Raw genomic sequence first — 17,242 nt, 5'->3', positions numbered from 1 at the left:
GTCGGGGTCGCCGCACAGCTCGGTCACGGCTCGTACCTCGCGGCGTGGCCGGCCTCGACCAGGTCGGCGTTCAGGTGTCGCCCGTCGGCGTAGATGTCGGCCAGATAGCGGCCGAACTTCTCCCGCTTGTCCTTGTGGGTCTTCAGCGTCACCTGCTGGGTGAACTGCGTGGCGCTGGCATGCTCCTGGAGCCAGTTCGAGGTGTAGTGCCTCGCCATACCGCCCTGGACGCGCGTATCACCCTTCATCTCAGGGCAGTTGACGCCGTACAGCCGCACCGTCAGGTTCAGCGTCACGTCGCAGCCGAGGTCGACGGCGAGGGCGAGGGTGTCGCCGTCGATGACGCGGATCACCTTGGCTCTGTATTCGTAAATCGAACTCACCTCTCTCGTTCCTGTAGCGGCGACGGCGGGAGCATCACGCGGCCGGGGATGACGTCCGTCGCGATCGGCTTCAGCACGATCAGCCGGTCCGGCGCCACGTCCACCACCGGCTTCGTGTGCCAGCTGCCGTACGACCTGCGCACGATGCGGAGCCGGACCCGGCCCGTCGGCGTCAGCGACACCGACGACTTCACCGGCGTGTCGGTCTCGAAGCAGGGCCAGTTGTTGCCGCAAGAGCAGCCGTGGCTGTCCTGCTGCTGGAACTCGTTGAAGCCGATAGGGCCGATGTCACGATGCCCCTCCTCCCCGACCACGACGGCCTCGGCGAGGGCGACGCTGCGCCCGACGGTGTACCCGTAGATGACGGTGTCGCCGGGCTCGATCTCGACGCCGCGCGCGTCGACGACGGGTTCATACATGGTCGTCCCACTCCTCAGGCGGGATCTCAGTGATGACGTCGCCGCCCTCGTGGATCCGGTAGATGCGGAGCTGGTCCGGCTTCGGTTCGGCGCCGAGCCTGCTGTGTTCCTTCCGCCACTCCCACCGGTCGTCCCGCCACCTGACGGCGCCCTTGGGAAAGCACGGGTGCTCTGTCCACACCCGCTTACGGGTCGGGTTCCAGGACAGGTAGCGCTCAGCCGGCATCGTCCAGCTCCGCGGCCCGCTGCTTCAGCACCAGGGCGATGTCCTCGGCGCCGAACCTGGGGTCGTCGTTGACGTAGTAGATCGCGCGCGGCACGCCGCTGAGGTTGTAGCTGTACTCGCCGCCGACACGGAAGGCGTAGTCGTACGGGTCACCGTTCGGGCGCTCCCAGGGGAGGGTGCCGTACAGCTCGTACTCGGCCCGGGCGCAGGCGCCGATAGCGCACACCGGCAGGCTCGGGTCCTTGAGGGCGTCCGCGTCCTCGCCGCCGGATGTCAGCTCGCCCTTGAACTGCCCGTCGCGGACGATGATCTCGGCGGCCTTGCGGTAGATGTCGGCCTTGTTCATCGCTGGTTCTTCCCCTTCTCGATGAGGGCGTCGAGCTTCGCCAGGGCCTTGCCCTCGTCCAGCTCGTAGAAGATGGCGCCCGCCTCCTTCTCGTTGAGGCCGAGGAGTTTCGCGCCGACAGTCTCGGGATGCTGCCAGTAACTGGTCCCGAGGTTGCACGCCACGTCCACCTGCTGTCCCGTGGCAATGAAGATGGCCCAGCCGGCGATACACCGGGTGGTACCGCAGAAGCTCTCGAACGCTGCCTGACGGTGCCGCTCAGGCTCCATCCGGATCTGGTTGCGGACCTGGAGCATCAGGTCGGTGTTGTAGGTCATGCCTATTCCTTTCAGGGCAGCGCGAGTGCCCCGCCCGGCCAGATGATGGCCTTGATGCTGGAGTTGTCGCGGACCCACTCGACGAACTCCTCCGACGGCTCTTTGAGCAGGTGCAGTGTCGTAGCGCCGGTGTCGGCGGCAGCGGCGCCGAGGGCGACGGTGTCGGGGTCGGTCACCGGAGCACCTCCTCGTACTGCGCTTCGTGCCGGATCTTGTGCGTGATGTCCTGGGTGATGCGGTCGAAGCTGTGGGGCCTCGCCCACAGCCGTTCGAGGTTCCAGTGCCGGACGGGGATGGCGTCGCCGGTCGACTTCGCCCACGCGTCGCCGTCGGCCGTCCGGAGACGGGAGTGCCGGATGCCAGGCTCGATCTTCTGCGCTTCGCGCAGCATGCGGGTGGCGATGCCCTGCCGGCGGTACTCCCAGTCGACCGTGACCTGGGATATCTCCAGCGGCTGATGCTCGTAGTCGTCGCGGTACCAGCGCAGGTGCCCGACGATCTGGTGGTCCCGCTCGTGGGCGGTGCCGTACCACCACTCCGGCCGGCGCATGGGCCTGTCGGGGTCGATGGCGATGACACCGCCACCGTGCTCCGCCGGCACCAGCGTCGGGTACTCGCCGAGACGGAGGGGGCGGTAGAGGATGGCCATGATCACTCCTCCGGTTCGGTGGTCTGCGTGATGATCCCGTCGGCGCCGCAGTTGTCGCAGGACACCGTGAACGGGCCGTCGCACGTCCAGAAATGAAAAGGGCCCTCATCGTGAGGGCAGTTCGTGTCGTCGACGGGGTGCGACGGGAGGGTGAATTCGATCAAGGCCGCCCCCGGAGGTGGTCGGCGACGTCGCGTCGCAGGACGGCGTACAGGACGCTGTCGGACTCGTTGTGGTCACCCCGAGGGGCGGCGACGAGCATGGGGTGTCCGAGTACCTGGATATTCCACAGGTAGTACATGACCTTCGTCAGCGTCCCTGTGCCACGGGCGAATTCGAGCGGGGTCGGCGGGGCCACGACCTCGTACGGTTGCCCGTTCCTTACGTACCCGTCCCTTGTGGGCACGGCGACGTCACGCCACTGCCCGTCGGCCGGGCCGCCACAGAACAGAACCTTCACGGCGTCTTCTCCTTCTCATAGCAGTTGGCCCAGAGCTCGCCGCAGGCGCACGCCATGCCACCGGGAGCAAGAAGATTCGGAACCAAGTGGTGCCGCTGCCTCTGCCCTTCCGGAGCCGGCTCCGGACGCAGCGCCTCGGCGATCTGTGCCCACTTCGCCGCCCGGTTCAGGTACGTCTCGCGCCAGGCCCGGTCGACGCTGCTCATTGGGACATCGAGGCCGAGGTCGCCGTCCTTCAGGCGGCACATCGTGTCCCGCAGGTTCTCCAGGGCGAAGCTCCGGAGCGCGGCATCGATCTGCGGCCTACTCCTGTGCGGGCGTCCCATCGGTCATCACCTCCACGTTGTCGATGTCGTGCCAGATGATGTGCCGCTGGCCGTTCACGTCGTGCGACACCCAGATGCCGTCGGCGTCGAAACCGTCGTAGACGTAGTTGCCGATCGGCACCGGCCAGTGGGGGGCGAAGTGCACCTTGACCCGCCGGCCCATCCACTCCAGCCGGGAGAAACGTTCCTTCTCATCGGCCATGGCGTTCCCCATCCTCCGTGTAGATGACGAGACCCTGCTCGTCCTCGATGGGGTCCCACTCGTCGCCGATCTCCAGCGAGTAGTCCCGGCCCCAGCCCGAGCACTGGGCACAGACGCTGGGGATGCCCTCCTCGTAGGCAGCTTCGAGGATGCGCTCGGGGTCGGTCTCGTCGGTCTCGACCGTGATGTGACCGCCCGCCGAAGTCTCGAATGAAACCTGGTACTTCACAGCTGCCTCTTCCGTTCCAGTTCGGCCGCCCTCGACGCCGCCTCTTCGGGGGTGATCTCACCGCTCCGAAGCTGCTGCCGAAGGCGCTTGTAGGCTTTCGCCAGCGCCCGGGCTTCGCTGCCTCGGCGCCACTCGTAACGCCACTCGTCGAGGATCCTCACAGCTTCCTCCGTCGCCGGTCGATGCCCGTGCCGGGCGGCGCCGGCCGGTTCTTCTTCGCCTCGATGGCACGTACCAGTGGGTTCGCCGGCGGCGCGCCGGTGACGGCGATGGGAGTGTTGTCCCAGGTAACGGAGGTGACTCCGTCGAGGGGGGCGCCGTTGAGGGTGACCTTCAGTCCCGCCGTGGCGTACCGCTGGAAGGCGTCGGTCGCGGCCTGGACGTCGGCGAGGATACGCTGAGCGTCCTCCTGCCGCTTCCGGGCGCGCTCCTCCTCCACCTCGCGCTGCGTCTTGGCGTTGATGCCGAGCTGCTTCAGGTCCTGCTGTGGGTGGTCGGCGTACATCTGCGCCGCGTCGCTGTAGTACGTGGCGCCGTAGATGCCGGCGACCTCGGCGGCGGTATTCTCGTAAGCCTGCCGGACACGAGGATTCGGGGCTCGGATAACCCTCCGGGCGGGGACAGGCATGAGGTCCGCCTCGCCGTCCAGGTCGGCGAAGGTGATCTCACGACGGCACTTCTCCCAGTCGATCGCCAGAGCCTTGATCTTGATCTTCTCGGCTCGCACGCCCAGGGCGCCGACAACGACCCTGCCGGAGACCTCGACGACTGCCCTAACGATGGCGTGGTCGAGGAGGCCTTCCCCGTCCTGGAAGGCATCCCAGTACTCGTCGTCGTAGAAGTCGGTCTCGGGGAAGTAGTGGGCGTAGAACCCGCAGGTGCAGTCGAGGGAGGGGGTGTCGTGCGCCCCTCGGGTTCCCCAGATCGTCGCGTAGCTGTAGCACTGCGCCTGGAACACCTCCGCCTTGCCCCGGGTGGACTCGCTCTTGGTGTATACGCCAGCCCCAGCCCCACAATGGATTGCCATCGGAAGAAGCCTTGGACCGCCGTCGGAGTACATGAAGAAGTGCCGGTAGGCGGTGAGGGCGCCGGGGACGAGCGTCGCGTCCCCGGCGTCGCCGTAGTCTCGCTGGTGAGGCATCACGGGTCTCTGCCTTCCAGCTAGGCCGGGACGGGCTCGGCCGGGGCCGGCGTCTCGACGGGGGCGGTCTCGGGGAGCGGCTCGAACTCGATGATCGTCGCTTCGTCCTCGCCTATGTCAGCCATGAGCGGCCTCCTTCATGGCGAGGATCACGTCCTCGCCAGTGGTGCTGGGCAGGTCGTTGAAGCTGGTGATCGTGACCCAGGTCTCCTCGCCGCGAAGGTGCGGGAACTTGTCCTGGATGTGAGCGGCGAGCATCTTGGCCGCACCACACTCCTGCGCCTCGGTGATGGCGGCGTACCGGCCTTCCTCCGCCTCCCTGCTGACCGTGCGGGCGAGAGAGCCGTAGGCGCAGCTGGACGAGGTCTGCCAGTTCACGGGGTCGTCGAAGTAGTACTCCTTGCAGTGGCCGTGCTCCGCCATGTCGTCGGCGGCGGCCAGGAGGTGTTCCTCAGGTGTCATGATCCGCTCCAAGCTTCCATCGCTTCATCGAGCTGCTGCTGCCACAGCGCGCACTCCCAGTCGCCGCCCTGGCACTTCTCGCCGTAGCTGTAGGACGCGGTGTGCACGTGCTTGCCCTCGCGGAGCTGCGCGTCCTGAAGCACCCGCTGCACGATCGCCTTGCCCGCCCTCCGGGCGCTGTTCCAGTTCACGCGTAATCTCCCTGCCCGAACCCCGCCCAGATGTCGGCCTCCTGGGCCCGGTAGTCGTCCCGCTCGTAGGCGTCCTCGATCTTGCGGACGATGCTCTTGAGCTCGCCCTTGTAGCTGGTGCCGACGGCGACGACCTCGCCGCTACTCCCGTCCTCCTGGACCTGGTTCGGCGGCAGCTCGACCCGGTCGCCGACCATGAGCGGGCCCTCGCCGGCCAGGGGGTCGAACCACCACGCGTACGAGTAAGGCCGCGGGGCGCCGGTGATCTTCACCTGGACGCGCTGCTCGACCTTCACCGCGTCCTGACCTCTTGGAGGATCTGCCACCCGGTCGGGCGCCCCTTGGCGAAGATGACCCCGGAGGAGGGGTCGAGGACCGCGTCCTTGAGGCTGCTGTCCATACGTACGGCGACCTGCACCGCCTCGTCGGGATAGGTGGCCAGGGCAACGGTCTTGCCGTGCTGAACGATGTAGTAGTCGATCATGGGGTGAATTCCTTGATGGTTCGGGTAACGGTGCGCTCTGAGACGCCGAGGCGTTCGGCGATCCGGGCCGAGTCGTAGCCCTCGGCGTGAAGCCGGAGGATCTCGTCCCGGTGGACGCGGGCCCTGGCACTGCCAGGGTTCTCGTTCTTGTACTGCTGGTGCGCCAGCCGGCAGGGCTCGCAGGACGGGATCTTCTCTCGCCAGTGGATCTGGTAGCCGCGTTCGCTCCCGCAGGCACCGGTCCACTCCGGTATCGCGGCCGGGTCGTCGATGGTGTCGTCGTCCCAGCACGTGCCGGGCGGATAGCCCCTCTTCCTCGCGACGCCCAGCGAGTACGCCTTGGCCTTGGAGGTGACACCGACGGTGACGGGGTCGGTGTCGGCGTACTTGCGGTAGAGCTGCTCGACATCGGCGGCATGGGCGGCGCTGACGTACTCGCGTTCCTTGACGAGGAAGTTGTTCAGTTGGGCGACGCGCCGGCCGGTGTGTTCGGCGAGCCAGTGCTGGGGGTAGCCAGCAGCGATCATTGCCCGCAGGCGTCTTTGCGTGCCGTGCGACCGGATCTGTGCCGCGACGTCGGCGGGGCCGAACTGTGTCGTCATGATCGCGTTGTGTACGCGCCAGATGCACTGGGTCAGCGGCACATCTGGGCGGGCGCCGGTGTGGCCGTGGTAGTGCCACTCGACCACGTTGACGTCGACACGGGCCTTCTCGCTGATGCGCTGGAAGGTGATCTGGTGGTCGTCGTGCAGCTTCCTGATGCGCTGCTGCATCTCCGAAGCGTCGACATAGCCGGCCTTGCCCTGCTGCTTGAGAAAGTACTGCTGCTTGGCCCGGGCCCGAGCTTCTGCTTTCTGCTCTTCGGTGAGATGATCGCGCCGCCCCATAGGCCAAGCCTCCTTACTGGTTTCGCTCGTACAGGTGGGATACAAGCCAGACGATCCCGGCCCCGAATATCACCTGCCCTGCACGGTGTCGGAGTGGGGACTGTCGAATCCCAAGAGTTGTTCTCATGAAGTAGGAAAAGGGGGCCTTCGGGTTGTCCCCTTTCAGGGCCGCGTATTCCGCGGCCGCGAAATAGGCGACCCAGCCCGCCCAGACCATTCGCCAATGCCGGTCATTCATCGTCGACCACCTCCCGCGAGGCCGCCGACTCGACCTCCAGCGCCGGCTGCACCGACGCCTCCGTCAGGCTCCCGTCGCACCGATGCCTGACGTTGCCGTGGTACATCCGGTCGTGCTCGAAGATCTGCTGCGTCTCCAGATCGACGGCCACCTGGAAAACGCAGAACTTGCAGTAGCCCCAGGCCCGAGGGTCGTTGAAATCGACGCCGTCGCTCACCTCGGAACCGCACCGTTCCGCCGGAAGGAAAGAATGGAGTGACACTGAGAGCACACCCTCAGGTCCGCTGCCCTCTCCTCTTCGTCCTGACTGCCAGTCCCATGCCACATTCCCGGCCATGCCGTGCGACCACACATCGCCTCCGTCTCCACAGAGTTCGGGGTCTGATCGAAGTCGAGATAGTGGGCGACCGTGCCGCCGTCGGTGTAGACGAGGGTGACGTCGTCATGCATCGCCCCCACCCTTCAGGTACTCCTCGAAGGCCTTGGCGCGCCCGAGGATCTCCACATCGGTAGTGGGGTAATCATGCGATTCGATCGCCTTCTCCAGGGCGTGCACCCGGCGCGCCTCGGCGAGGCTCACGTTCTGGACGTACCGCTCGTTTACGTCGCTCACGTCTTCTTCTCCTCCAGCTCGATCGCCCGGTTCAGGAAGTTGCGCGCCTTCTTCAGGTCGTCCACGCGGGGGGCGATGTCCTTCTTTCCGGCCCGGCAGATGTACTTGAGGACGCTGGCGGTGTAGTAGTCGAGGCCGAAGGCGTCGATGACATCCCAGGGCTGGATCGCGCCGCCGTCGTAGTGACTGGGCGGCGGGTCGTAGTCGTGCGCCGGTGCCACGCTGCCCCCGAGCTGCACAGGCTCGCACCGGGGGGACTCGTCACAGCTAGGCATCCAACGGTGGTACCCGCCGTGGAACTCCCCGGCTTCATCATCCGTGTTCGGCTGCATCTGCATCAGTCGACCTCCGTGTTGAACACGTCCCACATGTCGTCCAGGTCGCGGAGGGCGACCCAGGCGAGGACGGCGGGGCCGAAGCGTCGGGCGAGGAGGTGGCCGGCGCCGTAGCCGATCCCGGCCCAGAAGCCGAGCTTGATCAGGTTCTTCATCGGACATGCCTCCACGTCCGCCCATTCAGGACGGCAGTGATCGTCGATGGGGAGGCGACGTTCGGGAACGACAGCCAGATCGAGTCGATGGTCTCGCCAGCGGCGCGGCGCCGGCGGATCTCACGGACGCCATCCGCAGTGAGCTTGGACAGGTGGTGTTTCTCGCCGTTCTTCGCGGCCATGTCGCTCCTAGAAGATCAGACAGACGTAGCCGCCTGCGGTGCCGACGCCGACCCGCTTGCCCTGCGCCCGGGCAGGGACGTCGCTCTCGTCGAACTGCCCGGCGTACGACATCGAGCAGGCCGGGTCACCAGCAGATCCCCTCGCCGCCATGCGTTGAGCAGCCTGGACAGCAGTCGGGTCCCGGTAGAACGTCGTCGTCGCCATGCCGCCGCTAGGCGAATCCGCAGTAGCCGGAGGGGTCGTTGGCGCAGTCGGAGCAGTTGTCGACGGTGTCGGTCTCGGGGTATGGGTCGAGGGCGTCACTGACGGCTTCGGCGCGTGCTGCGTCGTAGCAGTCCTCGTGGGGGCCGCCGCAGAGCTCCGGGGTGGAGCAGCAGGGCGGGATGTCCGGGTCGGCGACGCGGGGCGGGACGACCGTGCACCCGGCGTACGGGCCGTCGCAGAGACCTCGGGCCTCACAGCAGACGACTTCGCCGGGGTCCTCGTAGGCGAGGGGGATTTCGGTGACGGAGTGGTCACAGCAGGCGGGGCAGCAGTGGTCACCGCCGGGGCAATCGATGGCGTCGATGGCGGCGCCTCCTTCGATGTGATCGACGCCGCCCCGATGCCCAGGCCGGCGACGGCGAGGCCGACACCGACAGCGCCGGCGACCCACGGCATCCGCCGCGGAGGGCGTCGATGTCGGGTCATGGGGCCCTACCGGGCGTGAAATCCTCGGTGAGCTCGTTGTTGACGTACGTCTTGTTCGGGCCGGCGTAGGTGACGGTGTAGTCCTCGGCGCGGGCGAAACGAACCACTTCCCCACCCATGATGGGGGCGTCGATGTAGTCGCGGGTCACCTCTTCGGTGATGCGTCCCATGCCCACGTCGGCGAGAGCGCGCAGGACACCGCCACGGATCAGCAGCTCCAGGCGGCGAAGCTTCTCCTCTGTCTCGCGATGCCGCGCAGTGTGGGCGCGGATCGTGTTCCCGTGAACCGAGACCTTCAGCTCCAGCTCCTGGATGCGGTAGTCCTTCGACGCCGTCCACTTCTGCCACTTCGCGCAGGGCCAGGGCTCCTGGTCGTGCTCGCAGTATTCGGGGTACTCCCCGTCGCCCGGCCGGTGCTCCGTCGGTTCCTTCACAGGGAGTCCTCATATCCCTCGGGAAGGAGGTCGCCGGCGAAGTCGACGAGGGCGCGGGCGATGGCGAGGCGGTCACCAACGCTCTGCTGTCGAGTGTCCCCCTTGCGCCGTCGGGCATCTCCCTGACCGAGGAGCTTGTCGTCCAGCGACGGGTCGCTGATCTCGGCAGTGGTATTGGTCCCGTCCGACCAGAGCTTCAGCGTCAGCTCATGTTCGCTGTACGAGATGGTGTCGCGGACATGGGGCTCGGGCATGGTGACTCCTACTTGGTTTGGATGGTGCCGACGCCAGAGTCGCGCCGGCTGCTTCTCGACCAGGTCCCGCAGCCCCGGCACTTGTACCGCTGGAAGCGGCCCATGCCGGTGTGCGCGTAGCCCTGTCGGATGAGTTCCAGGCCGCCGCAGTTCGGGCAGCAGTCCTCGCCACCGCCGGTGTAGAGGCCGTAGTGCGGGTGGTTGTTGATCCAGGGCCGGACCTTCTCGTAGATCTCTTCGAGCAGGCGCACGTCCTGGACGTTGTAGCGGCGCATCTTCGCCCAGGCTTTAGGGTCGCCGGCGAGGCACTTGATCCACAGCTCGTGACCCTCGTGCTTCACCTTCCCGGCCAGGCCGAGGCGCTCGGAGACGTAGGCCAGCTTGTTGGAGGTGAACGCAAAGTTCTTGCGCACGACCTTCAGCAGATCGATGCTCTTGTACGGGGCGGGCGGAGCGTGTCCGGCGAGGATGAACTCGGTGTTCAGCCGGGGTAGGTCGAAGCGGTCACCGTTGTAGTGCATGACGATGTCGGCTTCGTCGAGCAGGGCGTGCGCCGCGCGGAACATGGCGTCCGCGCCGTGCTCGAACTCGCTGTAGAAGTGGACCTTCTTCTGGTCCATGAACTTCGCGGCGAAGCACATCGTGCGCGGGTGCTCGATGATCTGGTTGATGGCGATGTTCTGTTTGAACAACTGCCACGCGTGTGCGACCACCGGACTTGTCTCGATGTCCAAGGAGAGAATCCGGGGGCCCGCTATTGAGTTGTCTGGCATTGCTATCCGTTCGGATCACACATCAGCTATCTCCTGGCAGAAGACGCACGGGGAGCGCCTGGTGCAGCGCCACCACGGGTACGAGCCCTTAGCGGCGCGACAGGCGTGAACGAGGCTGAGTACGTGGAACTCCTGGGCGGTGAACCGCTTCTCCCGCCTGAGGGCCTGGCGTAGCTCGTGCTCCAGGACGGTGTCGCGGTCACCCGGCAGCCACAGCGTCTGGATTCTCTTGGCCATGCCGTGTGCACGCCTCCTTCGCTCCACGCAGGCCGCAGTGGCAGGCGGGGCCCCGGCCGACCTCCTCGGCCCACTTGCCGGGGTACCAGCCGACCAGCGACTCGCGGATACGGGCGATCATCGCCGCCTTCGCCTCCGCGTCGAGCTCACCGGCGGTCTTGCGCTTAGCCCTTGGGGGCATCGAGCTTCCGAGCCATCAGCCGCAGCCGTCGTTCGGCGCATGACGGTGGCGGTGTCGATGACGTCGACCACCAGTAGGCGTGGGTGCCGTCGCACTTGTCGCACGGCACCATGCGGACCTTCATCTTGAGACGACGCGTCACAGGTTCCTCTCCTGGCAGATCCGGCATGTCTGGGTGTGCGCCTGCCACGCCGCCTCCTCGTCGTCGAGGGGCGTCTCCACCGGCTCATAGCCCTTGGAGAGCGTGATGAGGCGCTCGTCCCCCTTGGGTTCGTACGGCGGCAGCGGCAGGTCCATGACCTGGCGAACGGCCTCGGCCCTCTCACGCTTGGCCTCGCGATCGGCAAACCATGCGTTGAGGACGGCCAGAGACCATGAGAAGGCCGCCCACCCCCACAGGCCGACGACGGCCTCAGAGACGCCGAGGCCGAACATGAGGAGCGCCATGGCGACGTGGAACCAGCGGTACATCACAGGCCTCGCTTTCCGATGACGAACGCGAGGGGGAAGATCCCGATGAGGGCGGTGATGATGATGAGAGCGATCATCGTTTTGCTCCTTGAAGGCGGTAAGCACTCCGGATCGTGGCGAGAGCCTGACGCTCGCCACCGTCGAGGCCGCACTCCATGGCGGCCGGCACGAGGAGGTCGATGCACTCCTCTTCGGTGGCGCCGTCCTCGCACATGGAACGGGCTGCCCACAGAAGGCAGTTGTTCCGATTCCCCTCCTGCGCGAGACGCACGGACTCGACCAGGCCCGAGTAACCGGCATGGCCGGGCTGACTGAACATGCCCTTCGGCGGTTTCGGCTTCGGTTTCTCCCGACACAGCTCGACGAGCCACGGAGGGGCGTCGGCGATGGGGAGGTCGTTCTCGGCGATGTACGAGCCCTTGCGGGTCACGCTTCCGGCGGCGAGGACGTAGCCGCCTTTCGATCCGCCGTTGCAGCGAATGTCCAGTAGGCCAGGGACAGGCGACGCCTGAGATGCCTGAACGTCTTCGGGCCACCAAAAGTACAGGTGCAGCCCCATTGATGCAGTGCAGACTCGGTACGTCCGTTCCAGTCGAGAATAATCATCCCCGAATCGTCCGCACATTTCTCGCAGTACGTCAGCCCCGTCAACAAGGGGGCCCAATCTCTCATGCAGGTACTCCCACGTGGTGCCCTTGAGTATGTTCGGCTTCTTCGGTACGTCGCAGTCGACGACGAGGATTCCCGACGGCTTGCAGGCGATGCCGATGTTGGCGTTGGGGCTGTACTGCCACCAGTGCACCACCTGCTGCATGTCGGTGGTGGCGACGTCACCCCACTTCACCTTGTAGGGCTTTCCGGGCCGGAGGAGGTGGGGCCATTTCTCGATGAGCTCGCCCGGCTTCTCCGGGTTTTCGGTGCCTGCCGGGTTGCAGGGGAAGATGTGAAACCCGCGGCTAGCCGCTCGGGCTGCGAATCCCAGCAGGGTCATGATCAGTCGTCCTCGTCCCTGTCGGCCAGGAATGCGCCGGTCTCCAGCCAGTGCGCCAGGACGAGGACGTCCGACGGGGTGATGACCACCTCGGTACCGTCCTCGGTCGACCACTTCCGGCCGCCGAGGAGCGAACTGGCGCTCTTCCAGGCGGTAGTGCGGTCGGCCATCATGGCCATCGGATCGCAGTCCCGGCACTTGCACTCGTGGTGCGTCTTCTCTGGGGGCCGTTCTTCCATTTGTCCTCGTATTCAGTTGTAAGCCGGTGGGCGATGCAGGCCACGGCCTAGGCCCGTGCTGGTTCACCCCCCACCGGCGCATTGGGGGCCGGGGCCGACGGCAGTAGAGGCATACGCTCCTCGCTGACGCCGGTCCCCGGCGACCGGCACCCTGCCCCCCACCATCCATGGGGGCAGGGGTCCGGCGGTCTACTCGACGTCGTCGGCGACGGGGACCTTGACGGCCTCGACGGCGGCTTCGAGGGCGGCGAGGGCTTCGGCCTCCTCGTCGGCGGCAGCGTCGGCGGCGGCTTCGAGGGCCTCGGCGGCCTCGGCCAGGAGCTGGGCCTTCTCGGCTGCCTCCCGTGCCTTCTCCTCCTGGAGGTGAGCCCTTTCGACGGCTTCCCGTGCCTTCTCCGCCTTGCGGGCGGCCTTGGCGGCGGCGTTCTGTGCCTTCTTGTAGGCGACGAACGGGTTGGGCTTGGGACCCCTGCGCTTCGGGGCGTGCTCTTCGTGGTGGGACATGCGGATCTTCCTTACTTGTCAGTGACGGTGAAGCTGCGGGTGTCAGTGCCGGGGCAGACGAAGCCGGCGGGGAGCGGGCCGTTGTTGGCGCTGCTCCACTTGTCCAGGATCTCCAGGCACTTCATGGTGATGGCCGGCCCTGAGAGGGCGCCGTTCTGCTGCCGGATCTTGGCCGTCTCGGCCTCAATGCGGGCGCGCTCCTGTTCGGCCTTGGCGCGCTCGACGTAGTTGTTCGCCTCCACGATCTTGTCGAGTGACGACTGCGACCGCTCGTCCAGTGAGATGCCCTTGATGCTGATGGAGTCGATGAGGACGCCATCGTCAGCAAGGGACTTGCCGAGGTCGGCCTGGACCTCATCGGTGAGCTTCCGCAGGTTCTCGCCCGAGCGGGCATCGTTCGGGGTGTACCTGGAGGCGATGATCCGGACCGAGTCCTTCGCCGACGAGTTCACCAGCTTGTCGCGGACGTTCTCGAACGTGCGGTACTTCTTCCACAGGTTCTCGGCCTTGGCGGCGTCAATGCGCCAACGCGGAGTCGCGTTGACCTCGCCACCGCCACCGCCCTTGAACGTCACCGGCACAGCCTGGTCGCCGTCGAGGTCGAGGTACTGCACCTGCGTGGAGAACTCCTCGACCGAGGACCACGGCGCGGTGAGCTGAAGGCCATTGGCCAGGGTGTCCTGGTACCGGCCGAAGGCCGTCTGGATGCCCACGGAACGGGCGCCGACCGTCGTGATCGACATGCCCAGGGTCAGGAGACCGAGGACCACCAGAGTGCCGATCGCACCCCACTTCAGCCCCGGGATCCTGTCGCCGCCGATCCCCCGAACTGCCTTGTAGGCGACGAAGAAGACGGCGGCGATGAGCAGCAGGATGACGGCAAGGACGAGGTAGACCATCGGGTCTCCTTGAAGGGTCGCGGGTCGGATAGTGCTACTGGAAGGCGGCGGCGATGGCGGCGGCCTGCTCCTGCGTCATGCCGGGCGTCACGGCGATGCCGCGCTGCTGAAGGAAGGCGACGAGGCCGGGGTCAATCGCAGGGGCAGTAGCCGGGGCAGGTGGGGTCGGCGCAGTGGCCGCAGCCTGGGGTGCAGGCGTCGGGGCCCACTGTTGCTGCTGAGGAGGCGCAGCCGGCGCCTGCTGCCACTGCTGGGGCGCCGGAGCAGCGCTCGGTGCAGCCGCCTGGTAGGGAGGAGCAGAGTACGCAGCAGCAGGCGTCGGGGCCGCAGCACCCTGCGGGGCAGCCATCGGGTTCGCCGGCGGCTTGAAGAGGCCCTGCTGGTACTGCGCCAGGAGTGGCGTCGCTGCCGCAGCGTCCTGGTCGGTGAAGTTCGTCAGGATCCACGGTGCGGTCCTTCCGGGCGACGGCTGGCCCTGCGCGAGACGCCCGAGCACCTGGCCGCCCAGGTCGTTACGGACGGACTTGGCGAGGTTGCCGAAGAGGCGGGCGCCGGACAGGAACAGCGGCTGCCCGTCGGGCCCGGGCTCATCGACGATGATCAGGTCGACGTCGGCGGCAGCCGTCGGGTCCGTGGACGCCTTGGTCTTCATCGCCGGGTCGTACGCCTTGGGGAAGATCAGAAGGAGCCGTCCGAGATGGTTCTTCGGCTCAAAGGTGTCACCGCCAGCGGCGGGCTGGGAGAAGGTCACTCTTCCCTCATTCAGTTGTTGTGTTTTTGTTGTTGAGTTGTGTGAGAAGGGCGTCCACACCCGACTTGGGGTAGCGGCGGTGCCCTCCGGCCGTTCGTACGCTGCGTAGTTTTCCGATGTCGGACCATCGAGCGATGGTCTTGATGGTTACACCGAATAGTCCGGCGACCTCCTCGGGTTGCAGCAGCGGATCATCGTTTGCCATCGCGTCTTTCTTGACAGCGTCTAATGCTGCACGGACGACACATCCGACCGCCATGTGGACGCTGGTAGTAGTTCACAGGGTCAGTCATGTCATGCAGACCGGCACCACAGACCGGATAGGCTCTACGGATATTCACGGAGTGGGTTACCGCTTCCAGGTGGGCGGGGTTGCAGCACCAGGTAGCGCGACACAGGTGGTCTACTTCCAGACCATCGGGCACCGGACCGACGAACAGCTCGTACGAGACAACGTGAGCGTAAGTCTGCCCACCGGCGTAGTAGAACTTGTGGTACCCATGATTGTTCTGTGCACTGGCGAGAGACCAGTGCCCACCTTCGTGGCCCACAATCAGCTTCTCTAGGAAGTGAGCCTCGACGTCTGCAACTTTTCTACCTCTTGCCATTGCAACCCATCGTGATACTGCGGGCGTTGGGGAGGTAGAATGGACAAAATCTACAGTCGTCGACGACGTCGTAATCGGCACCGACACGCGCCTTGATCTGGAGGAGCTGACGTTCTTCCTTGGCGGGGACGCCGTAGGTCTCCACCAGCTCGGCCTGCTTCTCGACGACCTCGCCGGCGATCCTCTCGACGCGGGCGAATGCCTCCTGCACGATGGCGGGGTTGTACGGCTCGGTGAACACGTACAGGTCGTCGAGGGTGGCCTCATCGCGCGGCCAGGAGATGATCGCGATGTGCTCGATCTTCTCGCCGCGCTGCCGTGCCCCGTGGGCGTACACGTGCGCCTGGACGCGGTACGTCGGCGACGGCCCCTGGGATCGGAGCTTGTTCCGGCTCCAGCGCCCCTGGCACTTGTGGTCGTCCAGCATGAAGAGCGTCCGGTCGATCAGGTCGGCCGTGCCCTTCGGGACGATGTCGCTGTCGAAGGTCAGCGGGGTTTCGACAGCGAAGCGGCCAGTGCCAGCGTTAGCCCACAGGAACATCTCAGCCAGACCTGCATGGATGCATGTTCCGACGAACGCCGCCCAGCCGTCGCCTCCCGGATTGACAGGGGGCATCCGCATGAGGGACAGGGCAAGCCGGCGATCGCACGGCGTGCCCATCTCACTGGGTCCCATGGTGGCCTGGGCGGACCGGTTGTCGGAGGTCCGTCGGTTGTCATAGGCGTAGAACATCTCCTTCAACCGAGCGGTCAGCTCCCGACCGAGGTCCGTCATCGGCGCCGCCGGCTGCTCCGACGCACGGCCGGCGGGCTGGCTAAAAAGGACGGGCTGTTCCACCTCGTCGACCGGAGCCGGCTGGGAGAACGGCGTCAGGTTCGCCTCAACCCTCGCCCTGTAGTCGGCGAGCTGTGTCGCCGCCAGCCCGTCTAGCGTCGCCGCGTACTCCGTGACGCCGGGTAGTGCAGGGTCCGCAGGGGCAGTCGTCGAGGCAGCGTCCGCCTCTTCCGGCGGCGAAGGTGAAGAGGGCGTCGAAGAGGTCGCATGCTCGGCACGCTCCTTCACATCGTCCTGAGGTGGCGCCGCAGACGTAGCAGTCGGGGACGGGACACCAGTCGAAATCGATTCGCTCCGGCATTCATCCTCCTTGGGTATGACGGTGCCGCCGAAATCACAGGGGATCTTCGAGGCGGGCATCAGATGCTGCCGGTACTTGCCGTTGGTCGTCGGCGCCAGGCTTTTGCCGCACTCGGTGTTGGGGCAGGTGAGTCGGTCACTCATCCTTGTACCAATCCACCCAGCCCTGCTTCATAGCGGCGTACGGCGAGAACTTCAGGTACCCGATGCAGCGCTCGAAGAAGTCGATGCGGTCCCGAGCATGGCCCAGGATCCACTTGTTGCAGATCGAGCAGCAGAGCCCGCGTACGGCACCGGTTGTATGGTCGTGGTCGACTGCCAGGTTCTTCGAGAGGCCCGTCGCACGTCGACACAGGGCGCATCGACCGCCCTGGAACACGTATAGCGCGGCGTACTCGCCCTCCTTGAGGCCGTACACCTTCTGGACTCGCTTCTCGTGGTTGGCGGCCTTCCGTTCCTTGACCACCTGGCGCCAATGCGTCTTACACCGAGGCCCCTCCTCAAGGGCGGGGCGCTTCGGCATCTTCGGAATGTCACCCGCCAGGTACGCGGCGAGACAGTCCTTGCACTGTTTAGTTGTCATGCAGGCCTATTCGGTTGTCAGATCTTCCAGCTTCTCTTCCAGCTCGACTACGCGGGCTGCGATCTTTCGGGTCTCAAGGGGATGGCGCCGGGGGTTGAGTGCCACCAGGGAGCGCAGAGCCTCATCGAGCAGTCGCTCGGTTTCAGCTACCTCGGCCTGCCAAGCGGCGTGCTCCGCCGCGATGCGTTGGCGCTCCTCGGCATACTGCTTCGCCTCGCGGACGGCAGACCGCATGTCGAATTGAGA

Annotated in this window: 39 protein-coding genes; all 39 read right to left on the bottom strand. The window is 66.2% G+C overall.

The window, feature by feature from the left end; translation table 11 throughout:
- Nucleotides 1-23: 23 nt before the first annotated feature.
- Entirely contained in the window at nt 24-383 is a 360-nt protein-coding gene (locus ACFY7C_RS19335; protein WP_389651642.1) for a thermonuclease family protein, read from the bottom strand.
- Nucleotides 380-802, bottom strand: coding sequence for a hypothetical protein (locus ACFY7C_RS19330; protein WP_389651639.1), 423 nt, complete (start codon nt 800-802; stop codon nt 380-382). The genes ACFY7C_RS19335 and ACFY7C_RS19330 overlap by 4 nt, the downstream gene beginning before the upstream one ends.
- Entirely contained in the window at nt 795-1,028 is a 234-nt protein-coding gene (locus ACFY7C_RS19325; RefSeq protein ID WP_389651636.1) for a hypothetical protein, read from the bottom strand. Before ACFY7C_RS19325 ends, ACFY7C_RS19330 begins: the two co-directional genes overlap by 8 nt.
- Nucleotides 1,018-1,374 (bottom strand): hypothetical protein, encoded by a 357-nt coding sequence (locus tag ACFY7C_RS19320; protein ID WP_389651633.1) that lies wholly within the window; start codon nt 1,372-1,374, stop codon nt 1,018-1,020. The genes ACFY7C_RS19325 and ACFY7C_RS19320 overlap by 11 nt, the downstream gene beginning before the upstream one ends.
- The gene (locus tag ACFY7C_RS19315; RefSeq protein WP_389651631.1) at nt 1,371-1,691 is read right to left on the bottom strand and encodes a hypothetical protein; all 321 of its coding nucleotides are present in this window, start codon (nt 1,689-1,691) and stop codon (nt 1,371-1,373) included. Before ACFY7C_RS19315 ends, ACFY7C_RS19320 begins: the two co-directional genes overlap by 4 nt.
- Nucleotides 1,692-1,702: 11 nt before the next feature.
- Nucleotides 1,703-1,867, bottom strand: a complete 165-nt coding sequence (locus ACFY7C_RS19310) for a hypothetical protein (protein WP_389651628.1) — start codon at nt 1,865-1,867, stop codon at nt 1,703-1,705.
- Nucleotides 1,864-2,340: a GNAT family N-acetyltransferase gene (locus ACFY7C_RS19305; protein ID WP_389651625.1), complete on the bottom strand. Its 477-nt coding sequence runs from the start codon at nt 2,338-2,340 to the stop codon at nt 1,864-1,866. The genes ACFY7C_RS19310 and ACFY7C_RS19305 overlap by 4 nt, the downstream gene beginning before the upstream one ends.
- 160 nt (nt 2,341-2,500) lie before the next feature.
- On the bottom strand, nt 2,501-2,800 hold the full coding sequence (locus ACFY7C_RS19300) for a hypothetical protein (protein WP_389651622.1): 300 nt from the start codon (nt 2,798-2,800) through the stop codon (nt 2,501-2,503).
- Nucleotides 2,797-3,126, bottom strand: a complete 330-nt coding sequence (locus ACFY7C_RS19295; protein ID WP_389651619.1) for a hypothetical protein — start codon at nt 3,124-3,126, stop codon at nt 2,797-2,799. The genes ACFY7C_RS19300 and ACFY7C_RS19295 overlap by 4 nt, the downstream gene beginning before the upstream one ends.
- Nucleotides 3,104-3,328: a hypothetical protein gene (locus ACFY7C_RS19290; RefSeq protein ID WP_389651616.1), complete on the bottom strand. Its 225-nt coding sequence runs from the start codon at nt 3,326-3,328 to the stop codon at nt 3,104-3,106. Before ACFY7C_RS19290 ends, ACFY7C_RS19295 begins: the two co-directional genes overlap by 23 nt.
- Entirely contained in the window at nt 3,318-3,557 is a 240-nt protein-coding gene (locus tag ACFY7C_RS19285; protein WP_389651613.1) for a hypothetical protein, read from the bottom strand. The genes ACFY7C_RS19290 and ACFY7C_RS19285 overlap by 11 nt, the downstream gene beginning before the upstream one ends.
- Nucleotides 3,554-3,718 carry a hypothetical protein gene (locus tag ACFY7C_RS19280; RefSeq protein ID WP_389651610.1) on the bottom strand — a complete coding sequence of 55 codons (165 nt, stop codon included), beginning with the start codon at nt 3,716-3,718 and terminating at the stop codon, nt 3,554-3,556. Before ACFY7C_RS19280 ends, ACFY7C_RS19285 begins: the two co-directional genes overlap by 4 nt.
- Nucleotides 3,715-4,701 (bottom strand): hypothetical protein, encoded by a 987-nt coding sequence (locus ACFY7C_RS19275; protein WP_389651607.1) that lies wholly within the window; start codon nt 4,699-4,701, stop codon nt 3,715-3,717. Before ACFY7C_RS19275 ends, ACFY7C_RS19280 begins: the two co-directional genes overlap by 4 nt.
- Before the next feature lie 114 nt (nt 4,702-4,815).
- Entirely contained in the window at nt 4,816-5,160 is a 345-nt protein-coding gene (locus ACFY7C_RS19270) for a hypothetical protein (RefSeq protein WP_389651604.1), read from the bottom strand.
- Nucleotides 5,157-5,351: a hypothetical protein gene (locus tag ACFY7C_RS19265; protein ID WP_389651601.1), complete on the bottom strand. Its 195-nt coding sequence runs from the start codon at nt 5,349-5,351 to the stop codon at nt 5,157-5,159. Before ACFY7C_RS19265 ends, ACFY7C_RS19270 begins: the two co-directional genes overlap by 4 nt.
- Nucleotides 5,348-5,647, bottom strand: a complete 300-nt coding sequence (locus ACFY7C_RS19260) for a hypothetical protein (RefSeq protein WP_389651599.1) — start codon at nt 5,645-5,647, stop codon at nt 5,348-5,350. The genes ACFY7C_RS19265 and ACFY7C_RS19260 overlap by 4 nt, the downstream gene beginning before the upstream one ends.
- Nucleotides 5,644-5,835 carry a hypothetical protein gene (locus tag ACFY7C_RS19255; protein WP_389651596.1) on the bottom strand — a complete coding sequence of 64 codons (192 nt, stop codon included), beginning with the start codon at nt 5,833-5,835 and terminating at the stop codon, nt 5,644-5,646. Before ACFY7C_RS19255 ends, ACFY7C_RS19260 begins: the two co-directional genes overlap by 4 nt.
- Nucleotides 5,832-6,722, bottom strand: a complete 891-nt coding sequence (locus ACFY7C_RS19250; protein ID WP_389651593.1) for a helix-turn-helix domain-containing protein — start codon at nt 6,720-6,722, stop codon at nt 5,832-5,834. Before ACFY7C_RS19250 ends, ACFY7C_RS19255 begins: the two co-directional genes overlap by 4 nt.
- A gap of 230 nt (nt 6,723-6,952) precedes the next feature.
- A complete protein-coding gene (locus ACFY7C_RS19245) occupies nt 6,953-7,177 on the bottom strand; it encodes a hypothetical protein (protein WP_389651591.1) in 225 nt (74 codons plus the stop codon).
- A gap of 225 nt (nt 7,178-7,402) precedes the next feature.
- Nucleotides 7,403-7,573, bottom strand: a complete 171-nt coding sequence (locus ACFY7C_RS19240; RefSeq protein WP_389651588.1) for a hypothetical protein — start codon at nt 7,571-7,573, stop codon at nt 7,403-7,405.
- Nucleotides 7,570-7,794, bottom strand: coding sequence for a DUF3310 domain-containing protein (locus tag ACFY7C_RS19235; RefSeq protein ID WP_389651585.1), 225 nt, complete (start codon nt 7,792-7,794; stop codon nt 7,570-7,572). Before ACFY7C_RS19235 ends, ACFY7C_RS19240 begins: the two co-directional genes overlap by 4 nt.
- Nucleotides 7,795-7,910: 116 nt before the next feature.
- Entirely contained in the window at nt 7,911-8,063 is a 153-nt protein-coding gene (locus tag ACFY7C_RS19230) for a hypothetical protein (RefSeq protein WP_389651582.1), read from the bottom strand.
- Nucleotides 8,060-8,245 (bottom strand): hypothetical protein, encoded by a 186-nt coding sequence (locus ACFY7C_RS19225; RefSeq protein WP_389651579.1) that lies wholly within the window; start codon nt 8,243-8,245, stop codon nt 8,060-8,062. Before ACFY7C_RS19225 ends, ACFY7C_RS19230 begins: the two co-directional genes overlap by 4 nt.
- Nucleotides 8,246-8,252: 7 nt before the next feature.
- Nucleotides 8,253-8,450 (bottom strand): hypothetical protein, encoded by a 198-nt coding sequence (locus tag ACFY7C_RS19220; protein WP_389651576.1) that lies wholly within the window; start codon nt 8,448-8,450, stop codon nt 8,253-8,255.
- A 482-nt stretch (nt 8,451-8,932) separates the two neighbouring features.
- Nucleotides 8,933-9,370, bottom strand: coding sequence for a hypothetical protein (locus ACFY7C_RS19215; protein WP_389651574.1), 438 nt, complete (start codon nt 9,368-9,370; stop codon nt 8,933-8,935).
- Nucleotides 9,367-9,624, bottom strand: a complete 258-nt coding sequence (locus ACFY7C_RS19210) for a dsRBD fold-containing protein (RefSeq protein ID WP_389651571.1) — start codon at nt 9,622-9,624, stop codon at nt 9,367-9,369. Before ACFY7C_RS19210 ends, ACFY7C_RS19215 begins: the two co-directional genes overlap by 4 nt.
- Before the next feature lie 8 nt (nt 9,625-9,632).
- Nucleotides 9,633-10,358, bottom strand: a complete 726-nt coding sequence (locus ACFY7C_RS19205) for a ribonuclease H-like domain-containing protein (protein ID WP_389651568.1) — start codon at nt 10,356-10,358, stop codon at nt 9,633-9,635.
- Nucleotides 10,359-10,412: 54 nt separating this feature from the next.
- Nucleotides 10,413-10,634, bottom strand: a complete 222-nt coding sequence (locus ACFY7C_RS19200) for a hypothetical protein (RefSeq protein ID WP_389651566.1) — start codon at nt 10,632-10,634, stop codon at nt 10,413-10,415.
- 319 nt (nt 10,635-10,953) lie between these two features.
- The gene (locus tag ACFY7C_RS19195; protein ID WP_389651563.1) at nt 10,954-11,286 is read right to left on the bottom strand and encodes a hypothetical protein; all 333 of its coding nucleotides are present in this window, start codon (nt 11,284-11,286) and stop codon (nt 10,954-10,956) included.
- A 73-nt stretch (nt 11,287-11,359) separates the two neighbouring features.
- Nucleotides 11,360-12,277: a bifunctional DNA primase/polymerase gene (locus tag ACFY7C_RS19190; RefSeq protein ID WP_389651560.1), complete on the bottom strand. Its 918-nt coding sequence runs from the start codon at nt 12,275-12,277 to the stop codon at nt 11,360-11,362.
- Nucleotides 12,278-12,279: 2 nt separating this feature from the next.
- Complete coding sequence (locus ACFY7C_RS19185; protein WP_389651557.1) at nt 12,280-12,447, bottom strand: hypothetical protein; 168 nt, start codon at nt 12,445-12,447, stop codon at nt 12,280-12,282.
- A 258-nt stretch (nt 12,448-12,705) separates the two neighbouring features.
- On the bottom strand, nt 12,706-13,020 hold the full coding sequence (locus ACFY7C_RS19180; RefSeq protein ID WP_389651555.1) for a hypothetical protein: 315 nt from the start codon (nt 13,018-13,020) through the stop codon (nt 12,706-12,708).
- An 11-nt stretch (nt 13,021-13,031) separates the two neighbouring features.
- The gene (locus ACFY7C_RS19175; RefSeq protein WP_389651552.1) at nt 13,032-13,919 is read right to left on the bottom strand and encodes an SPFH domain-containing protein; all 888 of its coding nucleotides are present in this window, start codon (nt 13,917-13,919) and stop codon (nt 13,032-13,034) included.
- Between the two features lie 34 nt (nt 13,920-13,953).
- On the bottom strand, nt 13,954-14,670 hold the full coding sequence (locus ACFY7C_RS19170) for a hypothetical protein (protein WP_389651549.1): 717 nt from the start codon (nt 14,668-14,670) through the stop codon (nt 13,954-13,956).
- 7 nt (nt 14,671-14,677) lie between these two features.
- Nucleotides 14,678-14,875 (bottom strand): MerR family DNA-binding transcriptional regulator, encoded by a 198-nt coding sequence (locus tag ACFY7C_RS19165; protein WP_389651546.1) that lies wholly within the window; start codon nt 14,873-14,875, stop codon nt 14,678-14,680.
- Nucleotides 14,862-15,278, bottom strand: coding sequence for an HNH endonuclease signature motif containing protein (locus tag ACFY7C_RS19160; protein ID WP_389651543.1), 417 nt, complete (start codon nt 15,276-15,278; stop codon nt 14,862-14,864). Before ACFY7C_RS19160 ends, ACFY7C_RS19165 begins: the two co-directional genes overlap by 14 nt.
- On the bottom strand, nt 15,265-16,557 hold the full coding sequence (locus tag ACFY7C_RS19155; protein ID WP_389651541.1) for a hypothetical protein: 1,293 nt from the start codon (nt 16,555-16,557) through the stop codon (nt 15,265-15,267). The genes ACFY7C_RS19160 and ACFY7C_RS19155 overlap by 14 nt, the downstream gene beginning before the upstream one ends.
- Entirely contained in the window at nt 16,550-16,936 is a 387-nt protein-coding gene (locus tag ACFY7C_RS19150) for an endonuclease VII domain-containing protein (RefSeq protein ID WP_389651539.1), read from the bottom strand. The genes ACFY7C_RS19155 and ACFY7C_RS19150 overlap by 8 nt, the downstream gene beginning before the upstream one ends.
- Nucleotides 16,937-17,002: 66 nt before the next feature.
- The gene (locus ACFY7C_RS19145; protein WP_389651537.1) at nt 17,003-17,230 is read right to left on the bottom strand and encodes a hypothetical protein; all 228 of its coding nucleotides are present in this window, start codon (nt 17,228-17,230) and stop codon (nt 17,003-17,005) included.
- Nucleotides 17,231-17,242 lie beyond the last annotated feature (12 nt).

The organism is Streptomyces sp. NPDC012769 (assembly GCF_042901205.1).
Taxonomy (GTDB): domain Bacteria; phylum Actinomycetota; class Actinomycetes; order Streptomycetales; family Streptomycetaceae; genus Streptomyces.
This window is presented reverse-complemented; position numbering and strand designations above follow the sequence as displayed.